The 13842-nt window shown below is 69.2% G+C and carries 11 protein-coding genes; 3 read left to right on the top strand and 8 right to left on the bottom strand.

The features are described from left to right. Window positions 1–25: 25 nt before the first annotated feature. From OG928_RS33895 to OG928_RS33915, 5 genes are all read right to left on the bottom strand, one after another. Window positions 26–1459: a polysaccharide lyase 6 family protein gene (locus OG928_RS33895; protein ID WP_331765827.1), complete on the bottom strand. Its 1434-nt coding sequence runs from the start codon at window positions 1457–1459 to the stop codon at window positions 26–28. A 51-nt stretch (window positions 1460–1510) separates the two neighbouring features. Next, the gene (locus OG928_RS33900) at window positions 1511–2887 is read right to left on the bottom strand and encodes an alpha-L-fucosidase (RefSeq protein ID WP_331765828.1); all 1377 of its coding nucleotides are present in this window, start codon (window positions 2885–2887) and stop codon (window positions 1511–1513) included. A gap of 105 nt (window positions 2888–2992) precedes the next feature. After that, entirely contained in the window at window positions 2993–3859 is an 867-nt protein-coding gene (locus OG928_RS33905; RefSeq protein WP_331765829.1) for a carbohydrate ABC transporter permease, read from the bottom strand. Further along, the gene (locus OG928_RS33910; protein ID WP_331765830.1) at window positions 3856–4827 is read right to left on the bottom strand and encodes a sugar ABC transporter permease; all 972 of its coding nucleotides are present in this window, start codon (window positions 4825–4827) and stop codon (window positions 3856–3858) included. Before OG928_RS33910 ends, OG928_RS33905 begins: the two co-directional genes overlap by 4 nt. After that, window positions 4824–6152: a sugar ABC transporter substrate-binding protein gene (locus OG928_RS33915; protein ID WP_331765831.1), complete on the bottom strand. Its 1329-nt coding sequence runs from the start codon at window positions 6150–6152 to the stop codon at window positions 4824–4826. The genes OG928_RS33910 and OG928_RS33915 overlap by 4 nt, the downstream gene beginning before the upstream one ends. Window positions 6153–6636: 484 nt before the next feature. On the opposite strand from OG928_RS33915, the gene OG928_RS33920 reads away from it, so the two are divergent. The 3 genes from OG928_RS33920 (at window position 6637) to OG928_RS33930 (ending at window position 10765) form a co-directional block, all read left to right on the top strand. After that, a complete protein-coding gene (locus OG928_RS33920; protein ID WP_331765832.1) occupies window positions 6637–7647 on the top strand; it encodes a hydroxyacid dehydrogenase in 1011 nt (336 codons plus the stop codon). Window positions 7648–8868: 1221 nt separating this feature from the next. Next, entirely contained in the window at window positions 8869–9471 is a 603-nt protein-coding gene (locus OG928_RS33925; protein ID WP_331765833.1) for a helix-turn-helix domain-containing protein, read from the top strand. Continuing rightward, on the top strand, window positions 9464–10765 hold the full coding sequence (locus OG928_RS33930; RefSeq protein WP_331765834.1) for a glycosyltransferase: 1302 nt from the start codon (window positions 9464–9466) through the stop codon (window positions 10763–10765). Before OG928_RS33925 ends, OG928_RS33930 begins: the two co-directional genes overlap by 8 nt. Before the next feature lie 132 nt (window positions 10766–10897). Here OG928_RS33930 and OG928_RS33935 read toward each other — a convergent pair whose 3' ends face one another. The 3 genes from OG928_RS33935 to OG928_RS33945 form a co-directional block, all read right to left on the bottom strand. Then, window positions 10898–12088 (bottom strand): multidrug effflux MFS transporter, encoded by a 1191-nt coding sequence (locus OG928_RS33935; RefSeq protein WP_331765835.1) that lies wholly within the window; start codon window positions 12086–12088, stop codon window positions 10898–10900. Window positions 12089–12150: 62 nt separating this feature from the next. Next, the gene (locus OG928_RS33940; RefSeq protein WP_331765836.1) at window positions 12151–12744 is read right to left on the bottom strand and encodes a flavodoxin family protein; all 594 of its coding nucleotides are present in this window, start codon (window positions 12742–12744) and stop codon (window positions 12151–12153) included. Further along, window positions 12741–13616, bottom strand: a complete 876-nt coding sequence (locus OG928_RS33945; protein WP_331765837.1) for an alpha/beta hydrolase — start codon at window positions 13614–13616, stop codon at window positions 12741–12743. The genes OG928_RS33940 and OG928_RS33945 overlap by 4 nt, the downstream gene beginning before the upstream one ends. Between the last annotated feature and the right edge of the window lie 226 nt (window positions 13617–13842).

Raw genomic sequence — 13842 nt, forward strand, 5'->3', positions numbered from 1 at the left:
CCTGGATCGAAGTGGGCGAGTGCGCTCAGTCGGCCCGGGGACCGACGTCGGCCGGGGTCAGGGGTCCGCGCCTCGGCGCCCGGCGGGAGTATTCGTGCGCGCCCACGTCCGGCGTCCTGGTGCGGGGCTGTCCGTCGATATCGTGCGTGATGCGCGGCCGGCGCAGCGTGCCGGCGTCGATCGCGGGGCTGCCGGCGGCCGGGCGGGCGATGCCGTACGCGTCCTTCACCAGCTTCGGGTCGACCCGGGTACCGCCGCCCGCAGGGATGTTGCCGTCCGCGGCGGCGCCCCACAGGAGATTGCCCGTCCAGGTGAAGCGCACGGTGTTGGCCATGGCGACCAGTTGGCCCGTGTCCGCGACGAGCAGGTTGTCGGCGACGGTGACGTCGCGCGGCTCGTGCGGGCGCTGGCTCTCGCCGGAGATCGTGCCGCCGTTGTTCACCAGGGTGTTGTGGGCGATCAGGACGCGGTCGGGGGCGTCGTTGCCGCGGCGCGCCTCGGGCGTCTCGCCGGGCAGGTGATCGCGCTCCGATCCGCTGCCGATCACCAGGGCGCGCCCGGCCAGGCCGGAGAGGTGGTTGTTGACGATCACATGGTCGTTGCCATAGATCCGCACGCCTTCGGTGCCGTCGATGAAGTGGTTGGCCTCCACCCGGTTGCGGTTGCCGTGCCGCAGTACGATCCCGCCGAAACTGTTGCGGATGGTGTTGTACCGGATGGTGTTGTCCGAACTCTTCACCGAGATCGCCTCGGGGTCCCCGTTGGCCCGCTCGAACAGGTTGTACTCCACGATCGCGTGGGCGCTGGACAGGGCGCGGGGGCTGACGCCGAGCCGGATCGGTTCGCCGCCGTTGGAGCCGGTGAAGGTGTGGTCGGAGAAGTAGTTGCGGTACACGTGGACGCGCTGGGCCATTTCCTCGGTGTTCGCGCCCTCGATGCCGAGGTAGATGCCGAGGGTGCTCTTGCCGTGGAAGTGGTTGTGGTCGACCGTGCTGTCGTCCGCGCGCACCATCACCCAGTGCACGCCCTCGATGTCGGCCAGGTGGATGTCGTTGCGGGTGAGCCTGATGTGCGAGCAGTCCGGGGGTATGTCCAGCGTGTTCCGCTGCCGGAAGGAGAAGCCGCCGAGGGTGATGTGACCGGACGCTTCGAAGACGAAGCTGTGCTCGCCTTCCAGGATGACGCCGCCCTGCGTCCGGGCCGCGATGGTGATGGGCGCGCGCCCGGTGCCCTGCTTGTTCCGAATGGTGAGCGGGCGGTCCGAGGGGACGGTGTAGGTCCCGTCGGCCACCACGATCCGGTCGCCGGGTCGTGCCCGGTCGATCGCGGCCTGCAGCTCGTCCAGTGTGCGGACGGCCCTGGGGGCCGCGCTCGCGCTCGCGGTCAGCGCTCCGCCGACGGGGGCGGCGGCCAGCGCCACCCCTGCCGCGGTACCCATCAGGAACGTGCGGCGTTGCATGGTGCCTCCGTGAGGATGTGGTGGAGGTACGGACGGTGTTCCGGCCTGTGATCAGCCGGCGGTCGGGGTGTCCCGGGTGGTGTCCTCGGCGTCCTGGGTCGCCTGGGCGTCCAGGAACAGTTCGATGACGGGTACGGGGGTGTCGGGGCGCCCGACCGGGATCTGGAGCGTCAGCGTTCCGGCGGGCTGGCCGCCCATCTCGGTGTTGACCGCGGGCCGGTCCGGGTCGATGTGGACCGGGATGATCTCGGACGCGTCGTTGAGCAGTTGGGCGTAGCGCACCCGGCCGGCCAGTCCCGGCAGGTGCAGGTGACGCGGCGGCCAGGCGAACAGGTGCACGTAGAGCCGGTCGCCGCGCTGGGTGTACCGGCATTCGGCGGGGGCGGTGTACGAGGAGGGGCCACAACCGCGAATGGACCGCTCGTGCAACCGCGTCCATCGGCCGATCTCGTCGAGGATCGCGGTGTCGCGCGGGTCGAGCGCGCCGCGGCCGTCGGGCCCCACGTTGAGCAGCAGGTTGCCGCCCTTGGACACTCCGTCGACGAGCATTCGGATCAGCAGGTCGGGGCTCTTGTGGTCCCGGTTGTCCCGGTCGTAGCCCCAACTGCCGTTGAGCGTCTGGCAGGCTTCCCACACCACGGGTCGCCCGTTCTCGGTCATCGGACCGGACGGCTGGTACTGCTCGGGGGTGACGAAGTCCCCGGGAAGGCCGGTCCGGTCGTTGACGAGGACGTGCGGCTGCAGTTCGCGAATCGTCCGCAGGAGTTGCGGGGAGTCCCAGTCGTCGGGTCCCTTGCCGCCCCACCAGGCGCGCTCGGCGTACGAGAAGTCGAAGAACAGGTAGTCGATCCGTCCGAACGAGGTCAGCAGTTCGCGGACCTGGCCGTGCAGATAGCGCTGGTACTCGCGGATGTCCCGGTCGGCGTTGGCGGCCTTGAACGCCTCGTCGTCGCGCTGCGGGTGGGTGCCGTCCACGGGGAAGGACGGATGGTGCCAGTCGATCAGCGAGTAGTAGAGGCCGACCTTGAGCCCCTCGGCGCGGCACGCCTCGACGAACGGCCCCACGAGGTCACGGCCGTACGGGGTGTTGGTGACCTTGTACTCGGTGAGGGCGCTGTCCCACAGGCAGAAGCCGTCGTGGTGCTTGGTGGTGAGCACGACGTACCGCATGCCCGCGGCCTTGGCCGCCCTGGCCCACTCGGCGGGGTCGTAGCGGTCGGGGTCGAAGTGGTCGAAGTACACCTGGTACTGCTCGTCGGTCAGTTCCTCGCGGTTCTTCACCCACTCGTGCCGTGCGGCGAGGGAGTACAGACCCCAGTGCACGAACATGCCGAACCGGGCGGTGGTGAACCAGTTCGTCTCCGGGCCTGCCTCGGGATCCGGGGTCGCGGACGGATGCGCGTGCGGGGTGTCAGCGCTCGCGGTCATGGGGAATCGCTCTTTCTCGTCGGCCGTCGGCGCGCGGTTGCTTTTCGGTGCGCGTCGGGCTGGTCGTACGGGAGGGGGTGGGGGCGGAGCCGACGGGTGTGCGGGTCAGCCCTTGAGTGCCCCGGAGGACAGGCCGCTGACGAAGGACCGCTGGAAGAACAGGAAGACGATCACCGAGGGCAGCAGCGCCAGCAGCGAGGCCGCCATCACCACGCCGGGGGTCACGGCCGGGTCGATCCGCAGGGTCCGCAGCGCCAGCGGCAGCGTGTACGAGGAGGAGTCGGTGGCCACGAGCAGGGGCAGCAGGTACTGGTCCCAGATCATCGTGAAGCCGAAGACCCCGATGACGCCGAGCGCGGGCTTGCACATCGGCAGGATGATCTGGGCGAAGATCCGGAAGTCCCCGGCGCCGTCGATGCGCGCCGCCTCCTCGAGTTCGCGCGGCACGTCCTTCATGAACTCGGTCATCACCAGGATGGAGAATCCCCAGGCGCCCAGCGGGACGATCATGCCGGCGAGGGTGCCGATGAGGTTGAAGTGCACGACCGGCAGGTCGGAAAGAATGACGGACAGCGGGAGGGCCAGGATCTCCTCGGGCAGCATCAGCGTCGCCAGGATGGCGACGAGCGCCAGCGTCATTCCCGGGAAGACCTTCCTGGCCAGCGCGTATCCGGCCAGGACGGAGACGGACACCTGGAGCAGCAGCCCGAAGCCGACGACGAAGAAGGAGTTCAGCAGATACTTGAGCACCCCCTGGTCGAAGGCTATGTCGAAGTTCTCCAACGTGAAGCCCGAGGGCACGACGCTCAGCTGCGTCGGGTCCTTGATGTCGCCGAAGGCGCCGACGAGCAGGGCCAGCAGCGGACCCGCGAACATGGTCAGGACCAGGAGGTAGACGACGGCCTTCAGAATCCGTCCGCCGATGCTGCGGCTCTCGGTCAGGCCCAGCGCGGTTTCGGTCGACTCGCTCACTTGCTCTCCCTCCGCCGCAGCAGTTGGACGATGATGGTCAGGATCAGCGTCGCGACGAACAGCAGGACCGCTCCCGCCGCACCGACACCGAGCCGGTTCTGCTCGAGCCCGAGCTTGTAGATGAGGGTCATGACGACCTCGGTGGAGCCGTTGGGCCCGCCGTTGGTCAGCAGGAACACCTCGGTGAACACGCGCAGTCCGCGAATCGCGGCGAGGATGAACAGGATCGAGAACACCGAACGCAACCCGGGCACCGTCACGTGCCGCACCCGCTGCCACCGGGAGGCACCGTCGACCCTGGCCGCCTCGTACAGACCGCGGTCCACACTCGTCAGACCGGCGAGGAAGATCATCATGTCGTAGGGGGCGCCGCGCCAGATGCCGGTGACCATGATGGAGGCCATCGAGGTGTCGGGGTCGTTGATGAACCCCGACGGGCCCATTCCCGCCAGAGCGAGAATGGAGTTGAGCATGCCGTCGCCGGTCGGGTGGTACATGATCCGCCACAGTTCGGCGACGACCGCCATCGGCACCACCACCGGAAGGAACGCGGCGGAGCGCACGAATCCCAGTCGACGGCTCTGCCCCTCCATCAGCAGGGCCAGTGCGAAGCCGAGCGCCATCGCGCCGAAGGTCTGGCCGACGGCGAGGACGATCGTGTGCCATACGGCCTCGCGGAACCCGTGGGACTGCAACACCGTGCTGTAGTTGTCGGTGCCGACCCACCGGTTTCCCAGGTAGGGCTGAACCTCCTGGAAGGACATGGTCACCGCGTTGACCATGGGGATGAACTTGAAGTACAGGGAGAGGATCAGCGCCGGGGCGAGGAACAGCCAGGGCGTCCACCACCGGCCTCCTCTGCGGCCGCGCACCCGGCGGTCGGCGGCCCCGCCGCCCCGGCGGCCCACTTTTCGCGGGGCGGGGCCGGCCGCCGGCAGGGCGCCCGGCTCCGCCTGGTCGAGGCTCATGACGCGGCGATCCCCTGCTCCTTGAGGATGTCGGCGAGCTGCTTGTCGAGCTCACGCAACTTGGCGTTGATGTCGAGGCCGCAGTCCGCCATCAGCGCGTTCACCGCGTCCGCCGTCACCTGTCGCACCGGCGTCCAGTTCGGGATGGCGGGCGCGTAGCGCCCGGAGTCCTGGTACGCCTGGGCGTAGGTCTTCCAGCGAGGGTCGGGGCGGATCTGGGAGATGTCCACGGTGGTGTTGACGGGAATCTGCACGGTGTAGCCGGTGGTGCCCTCCATCCCCTTCTTCTGGCCTTCGACGGAAACCGCGAAGCCGGCGAAGGCGTCCTGGCCGGCCCGGTTGTCGGAGCCGGCCATCAGGTAGATGGAGCTGCCCTCGGCGAGGACGGTGGCGTCCTTCGGCCCCTTGGGCATCGGCACGACCTCGTACTTGTCCGCGCCGAGGGACTTGTCGAAGCGGGGCAGCAGGTACGGACCGACGACGTACATGCCGGCCTTGCCCGCCTCGAACGTCTCGTTCGTCGGCGGGGTGTCCATGGTCACGGCGCCGGGCTGGATGGCCTTGGCCTTGCACCCAAGGTCGCGGAACCACTGCATGGCCTGCACGGACGCAGTGGTGGTCATCGCCGGCTTGTACTTGCCCTTCCCCGCCTCGGTGATGAAGTCGCCGCCCGCGGCCCAGAGGAAGTTGGAGAAGTACCAGGAGGCGTAACCGCGCTTGGTGGACAGCGGGGCGGCGAGCCCGGCGGTGTTGTTCTTGCCGTCACCGTCGGGGTCCTGGGTGGTGAAGGCGGTGGCCATCGCGGCGAAGTCGTCCCAGGTCCGCGGGACGTCGAGCTTCAGCTTCTCGCGCCAGTCCTTGCGGATCAGCAGCGCGGAGGCCTGCGCGGAAAACGGGAGTCCGTACTGCTTGCCGTCCAGGCTCTTCCCGGACTCCAGCCCCTGTCCGATAATCTGCTTGTTGTCCTTGATCTTGCCCAGGTCGATCTCCCGGAGCAGACCTTGGCTGTGCATGGTTCCGATCTGCGTGACGTCGTTCATGACGATGTCGGGAAGCTTCTTCTGGGCGGCCCGCTGCTGCAGTTTGGTCTCGAAGTCGTCGAAGATGGCCGTGACTTCGACCTTGAAGCCCGTGGCCTTCTCGAAGGCGGCGGCGAGTTCCAGCGCGCCCTTCTCCCCCGGTCCGCCCGGCGTCGTCCTGGTCCAGAGCTCGAGAGGCGCCTTGGAGTCCTGCTTGGCATCCACTCCCGCAGGCCCGGATGTACAGCTGGTGAGGATCAGTGCCGAGGCGAGAGCCCCCGCACCGATCCATCGCGATCTCTGCATGACAACTCCTGTTTTCACCGCATCACAGTGGCCTGGAAAGCGCTTGCCAGGACGGTAACCGGGTCCGATTCGAACGGTCAATAGTCCGATGAATACAAAAGGTTCTGGCGACCGACGAGAGTGTGCTCATCCGGCGCACCCCCGCACCCCTCCCACGTCATCCGATGGACGAGAAGGGCGACCTGACCCTCACAAATAGGCTCTTATTTGCTCAATTTGGGCATTGGCGGGAACAGTCATTCGCCCCGAGGCGTGTCTCACTCTCCACAACAGCCACCCGAACAAAGAAGATCGGGCATCCAAGGTCACGGCGATGACATTTCAATGATCCGATGTATGGTTCCTGCGAGTTACGGGCCGGACAACGCACACAGGCCACACCGATCCGTGACGTTCCGTCAGACGCTTGCCACCGTCCGAGCAGGGACCGCCGACCGTCCGGCTGCCGGTCCACCACCGAACAGGCCGAGGAGACCGACCCGACATGAACGAACCGGCCACCGCACCGACAGCCCTGTTGGTCATGGAGGAAGAACGGCGGGCCGACGTCTACCCGCCCGAAGTGCTGGCCGAGATCGGCCGGCTCGTGCACTGGCAGGGACCGCCCCTCACCCGGCAGGAGCTCGACGCGGACCCCGATGTGCTGCGGACCGTCGACGTTCTGCTCACGGGCTGGGGTGCACCCGTCCTCGATGGCGCCCTCCTGTCACGTGCCCCTCGGCTGCGGGCCGTTCTCGTCGCGGCGGGATCCGTCCGGCACCTGACCACACCCGCTTTCTGGGAGCGCGACATCCCGATCGTCTCCGCCGCCGCGGCCAATGCCGTTCCGGTGGCGGAGTTCACGCTCGCCCATGTCCTCCTCGGGCTGAAACAGGCCCACCGCATCGAGCGGGAGGTGGCGCAGAGCCGCCGCTTCCCCACCGATCCCGACGTCCCGGGCGCCTACCGGTCACGGGTGGGCCTGTTGGGACTCGGGCACATCGGCCGGCTCGTCGCCGCCCACCTCGCCCGCTTCGACGTCGAGGTCCTCGCCACGGATCCCGTCGCCTCCCCGGACACCGCCCAGCGCGCGGGAGTCCGGCTGATCCCCATCGAGGAACTCTTCGCCACCTGTCACGTCGTCAGCCTCCACGTACCGCTTCTGCCCGAGACCCGCGGCTCGATCGGGGCACGACTGCTGAACTCCATGGGGCCGGGCACGACACTGATCAACACCGCGCGGGGCGCACTGATCGACGAGATCGCCGCCGCGCAGGTCCTGCACGCCAGGCCCGACCTCACCGCCGTACTCGACGTAACGCACCCCGAGCCCCCGGCCCATGACTCGCCACTGTTCACCCTTCCCAACGTCGTCCTGACACCGCACCTGGCAGGCGCCCTGGGCGCCGAACGCCACCGCCTCGGACAGCTCGTGCTCGACGAACTCCGCCGCCTCACACAGAACCGGCCGCTCCAGCACGCCATCGACCCCGCCCGCGCCGCCTCGCTGGCCTGACACCGCCAGGCACTGCCGACAAGGCTCCCTTCCTCGGGAACCTCCGATCGGCGACGACGTCAGGCAAGGTCATGCTGTACCGCATGCCAGGGTCCGGGCAAGCCTGCTCGGCACCCGTTTCCACCAGCTCACAGCCACGGGCATCACGTAACCGAAGCGTGAGTGAGACGTTGGCGAGGGCTGCGAGACTTCGGGGCCGCGGCACACCTCTCGGCCCCGAATCCGCTCTACGGACTCGTCGGACCGGGCCGCCGCAGTGAGCGAAGGAGTCGCCCCCATGAGCCCGAGCGGAATCAGAGCGACTTCGGTGCGCCCGAACGCACTTCCCTGGTCATCTACGCACCGGGTGCACCTTCGGACCGAACTCACCGAGTTCCGTCCGAAGGTGTAACGGTGGTGAGGTGTAGACGAGTTACGTGAGCGGGTCAAGGCCAAGCCGGGCACCGAGTGGCTTTCCGAGGCGTTCAAACACGACAGTTGCATGCGGCGTTTCGGCGTCAAGACGCTGAGCGTCCGGTACCGTCCGGTCGCCGGGGTCTTCAAGGCCGATGCCCGAATCCCTCGACGAGCCGCCGTCGCACGCATCTCCCTTGTCCGCCGGGCCTGTCGGAGGGATCGCCGACCGAGACGTCCGCCGGGCGGAGTCTCTCGTAGGGCCGCCGCCTGAGCGGACGGGCTTGATCCCGACACCCGGCCGCAGCGGCGGCGATCCGGGCGTGCACCGCCTCCAAGGTCCCGGCGTGTTCCAGAGCGAGAAGACGGCGCACCACCACCCGACATGTCAGCGCCCGGGTTTGTGATGGGGAAGCCAGCCAGTGACGAAGCCCATGTGGCGGCGGGCGGCGACGTCCGGGGCCTGCCAGGGACCGACGACACAGGCGGCGGAGACGGCTTGGGCTCATACCGCCGGCACACCCCGCCGTCGAGCCGACCGACACAGGAACGTGTATCCCCACGACAGCCGGGACACGGCTGTGCCGGCCCCACCTCGCAGACCATGACAGCGACTTCGTCATCCCATGACAGCCGGTAGATCCGCGGTCAGCCGGAACAGCCCAGCTCAACAAGAGGAAACCGGAAGCGCTGTCACCGACCCCGCCGACACCACCCCACGCACTCACAACCCCCAAGCACTGCACCGTCGTACGGACGGGGCTGGTGGTGAGTGCACGCCGGGGCTTTCACTTGACTTGCGGCTAAATTCAATATGGAATGAGCTCCATGGAAAGCAAGGACAGGCGCTCGTACCGCATGGGCGCCAGGGCCGCGGCTCTGGAGGTCACCCGGGCGCGCGTGATCGACGCGGCGGCCGGGCTGTGGTCGCAGCGTTGGCATGACGAGGTCACGTTGCAACACATCGCCGAGGCGGCCGGCGTGTCGGTGCAGACGATCGTCAACCACTTCGGTGGCAAGGACGGGCTCTCCGACGCCGTCGCCGATGCGGTGGCGGCACAGACCGAACTCGCTCGCCAGGCTCCGACGGGAGACGTGCGGGCCATCGTCGCCGTCCTCTTCGCCGACTACGAGCAGCAGGGCGACGCCAACGTGCTCTGGATCGCACAGATGGACCGGATACCGTCGGCCGCCCGGGCCGCCGCGCACGCCCGCGGTCTCCACAGAGCGTGGCTGGAACGGGTCTTCGCCGACCGGCTCCCCGCCGACGGCCCGGCCCGCGAGCACGCGCTCAACCTGCACTACGCCGCCACCGACGTCTACCTGTGGAAGCTGTGGCGCCGAGATCTCGGCCTGTCCCGCGAGGATGCCGAGCGTGCCATGCGGGACCTGTTGACCGCGATTGACCCCCGGAAGGAACACCATGCCTAGGAACTTCCTGTTCGCCACGTGGGCCGGCGGCGGAGCCGTACCGCCCGTGCTGTCGGTCGCCCGCGCGCTCAGCGAACGCGGCCACGACGTGCGGGTGCTGGGCGACGCGTCGCTGCGCGACGAGATCGCGGCCGCGGGCCTGGAGCCGGTCGCCTGGACCACCGCGCCGCAAGGCGACCCCGCCGACCCGGCCAAGGACGTCATCAGGGACTTCGAGGCCCGCACGCCGCTCGGCGCGGTCGCGCGGCTGCGGGACCGCATCGTCTGCGGACCGGCCGCCGACTACGCCCGCGACACCCTCGCCGAGTTGCACACCCGTCCGGCTGACGTGCTGGTCACAGAGCACATGCTGCTGGGCGCGGTCACCGCGGGCGAGGCGGCCGGCATCCCCGTGGCCTCGCTGGCGACGACCATCTACCCGTTCCCCAGCCCGGGGGCCCCGCCGCCCGGGCTGGGCTTCGCCCCGGCCAAGGGCGCACCGGGCCGGCTGCGCGACCGGCTGGTGACCCGGTTGGCGGGCAAACCATGGGCCAAGGGCCTGCCCGCCCTCAACGCCGCCCGCGTCGCGAACGGCCTGAAGCCGCTCGGTTCCGTCGTCGAGGCGTTCGAACGCACCGACCGGGTGCTCGTGCTCTCGCCGCGAGCCCTCGACCACGCCGGGCGGCAGTTCCCCGACCACATACGCCACGTCGGCCCGCGCCTCGACGACCCCGCCTGGGCCGGGGACTTGACGCTCCCGGACGGCGATGGACCGCTGGTGCTGGTCGGCCTGAGCTCCTCCTTCATGAAGCAGCGCGACCTGCTGGAGCGCATCGCGGACGCCCTCGGCACCCTGCCGGTGCGCGGGCTGCTGACCACCGGTCCCGCTGTGGACCCGGCGACGGTACGCGCGCCCGCCAACGTCCGGGTCGTCGCGTCCGCGCCGCACCGCCTCGCCCTGCGCCACACCGCCGTGACCATCACGCACGCCGGCCACGGGACGACCGTCAAGTCGCTGGCCGCCGGGGTCCCCATGGTTTGCGTGCCGCTCGGCCGCGACCAGATCGAGGTGGCGGCGCACGTCCGACTCGCGGGCGCCGGTGTCACGGTGAGCAAGGGCAGCTCGGCGCGGACGATCGCCCGCGCTGTCGAGCGGGTCCTGAACGACCCGTCGTACCGTTCCGCCGCGCAGCGAATGGCGAGCGCGATCACCGCCGAGGCCGTCACCGATCGAGCGGTCACGGAACTCGAAGCCTTGGCCTCGCGCCACCGCGAGGCGACCGAACCATCAGCGCAAACAGGGTTCGCGGGCTGACGCCATCACCGATGCCAGAACGTCGCTCCCCCGGACGATGCCCTTGTCACGCGGCCGGCTCGGGCCACTGGATGAGTTCCAGCGAGGCGGATCTACCCACAGCGTCCCCAGGAGGAAGGGAGCCGGTACGGGTCAGAGTGCGGTTGGGCGGCGGGCGAGTGCCAGAGGAGCGGCGGCTGTCAGAGCTGCGATGGTGACGGCCAACGCAAGGGCGTCGGTGGATGCGCCGAGGCCGGCCAGCGGGGCGACCAGGCCACCGATGACGAACTGCGAGAGGCCGAGCAACGCCGAGGCGGTGCCGGCGGTGGCGGGTACGCAGCGATCCAAGGCCAAGGCGACGCTGTTCGACATTGTCAGCCCGATCGAGGATACGACGGCGAAGAAGCCGGCCAGCAAAGGCCACAGGCCGAACCCGCACAGCACGGTGGCCAGGATCAGGAGGCCGCCGGCCGCCGACAGCACGAGGCCCACGGCGAGGAGTGCGCGGGGACCGAGGCGGCCCTGGCGAGCCCCGAGGCGGCCGGTCACGATGATGCCCGTGCCGTTCACGGCGAAGACCGCGGCGAACTGCAGTTCGCTCAGCCCGTGGAGGTCCTGGAGGACGAACGGCGAGCCTGCGATGTACGCGAACATCGCTGCGAAGGACAGCCCGCCCGCGAGCATGTACCGGGCGAAGTCGCGGTCCCGGGCCACGGCGGCGACGGTACGCAGCATCGGTACGGTCGACGGCGCCGACGCCGTCTCGGGCAGCCGCCAGACCGCTGCGACCAGCACCGCACCGGCGATTGCGATGACCACGAAGAGGCCGCGCCAGGGCATGACGTGCAAGAGCAGGCCGCCGGCCGGCGGGGACAGGACCGGGGCGAGGCCGCTGATCTGCGTCAGGGTGGCGAAGAGGCGGGCCGCGGCGACTCCTTCGTACAGGTCGCGGACGACGGCTCGGGCGATGACGATCGCCGCGCCGCCCGCCAGGCCTTGGAGCAGCCGGGCGGCGACCAGCAGCGGCAGCGTAGGGGCCGCCACGCACAGCAGAGAGCTGAGCGCGTACGCCACGACGCCGATCCGGAGCGGGAGCCGGCGGCCGTACCGGTCGCTCAGCGGTCCGACCGCGGCTTGGCCGAGGGCGAGTCCGACGAGGCAGGCGGTCAGCGTGAGTTGGACGGCGGACACGTCGGAGTGCAGGTCACGGCCCAGTTCGGGCAGGGCGGGCAGGTACAGGTCGATCGACAACGGGCCGAGTGCGGAGAGCGACCCGAGGATGAGGGCGAGTCGGGGCGCGGTCGTCCGCGGCGCGGTGGTCCGAGGTTGTGCGGCCACGGTCATGACGGCTCCAGGGCAGGCCCCCGCCGCGTCCACGAGGCGGGACGCGACGAGGGGGGCGGTCGTCAGACCAGGACAGGGACGGCAGCGGGAGCGGTGCGGACGGCCTGTTCCGCAATCCGGCGGCCCAGGTGTTCGGCGGTGGCCAGGTCGGCGGGGTGCGCGGCCTCCGGCCCCTCGTCGCCGTTCGACTGGGCGGCTGCGCCGAGCCACACTCCGAGGCGGTTCAGATCGAACTCGGAAGCCTGGCTGGAGTTCCAGCCCGGCAGCAGGCCGAGACTGACCCAGAGCATGCTGTGCTGCGCGGCGTACAGCGACAAGGTCTGGAGAGCGTGCAGTTTGTCGCCGGACTTGGCGCCCGAGTTGACGAAGCCCGCGGCGAGCTTGTCCGCCCACATCTGGTTCTTCCAGCGGCCGCTGGACTGCTCCATGAACAGCTTGAACTTGGCCGCGACGTCGCCCAGATACGTGGGGGAGCCGAAGACGATCGCGTCGGCGGCGTCGAGCAGTTGCCACTGTTCGTCGGTGACCGTGTCGACGGCGACGAGGTGGACCTCGGTTCCGGAGACCGAGGCGGCACCGTCCCGGACGGCTTCGGCAAAGCGTGCGGTGTGGCCGTAGCCGCTGAAGTAGGCGATGGCGACTGAGGTCACGGTCATTTCCCGTTCCGGTCGAGGAAATCGGCGATGAGGGGGGCGATCTCGGGGAGCTTTTCCTCGAGGGCGAAGTGACCGGTATCGAATATGTGGACCTCGGCGGCCGGCAGGTCTTGGAGATAGGCGTGGGCGCCGGCCTCGGGGAAGAACGCGTCGTCGCGGCCCCACAGGATCAGCGTCGGCGGCTGGTTCTCGCGCAGCCACTGCTGGAATGCGGGATAGCGTTCGATATTGGTGTGGTAGTCCAAGGCCAGGTCGACCTGAATTTCCTTGCGCCCGGGCAGATCGAGGAAGTGCTGGTCGAGCGTCCAGCCGTCCGGGGCGACCCGGGTCGGGTCTGCGGCGCCGCCCTCGTATTGGCTGCGCGTCACGGGCAGGACCAGGATCTCCCGCACCCGGTCCTCGGCTCCCTCGACACCGGGCCGGTTCGCCGCCATCCCGCGGGCGAGATCGCTCAGGCCCTCGTCGTAGGCATTGGCGTTCTGGACGACCAGGCCGGCGAACCATTCGGGGCGCCGGGCGGCCAGTCGCAGTCCCACCGGTCCGCCGAAATCGAACAGATAGGCCACGAATCGGTCGAGACCGAGGGCGAGGCAGAACCCTTCGACGGTGTCCGTGATCCGTTCGAACGAATACGGCGACGCGGTCCGGTCGGGATCGTCGCTGTGGCCGAATCCGGGATAGTCCGGTGCTATCAGCCGGTACCGGGTACCGAGTGCGTCGATCAGCCGGCGGAACTGGTGTGAGGCGGACGGAAACCCGTGCAGCAGAAGCAGCACGGGAGCATCGGCGGGACCCGCTTCGCGATAGAAGACGCGGGTGTCGCCGACATCGACGTAGCGGTGTGCCACGTCGGGAAAAGGCGCCAAGGCCATGGGGGATTCCTCGATCTCATGATTTCTCGTGTTCCCCAAGAGTCGGGCTCCCGGGAATCGAGAACAACGCGAGATCGGACAACGGATGTTGCCGCTGGGGCAACGATGCGATGCCGTTGCCGCAGGTGGGCGGACGCTTGGAGGAACGCACCGTTGAGCGCCCTTCAACGGTATGCCAGGATCATGCACCGTCCGGCATCGTTCGAATCAGATCGGACATCGATCA

This window comes from Embleya sp. NBC_00896 (genome assembly GCF_045207785.1).
Lineage (GTDB): Bacteria > Actinomycetota > Actinomycetes > Streptomycetales > Streptomycetaceae > Embleya.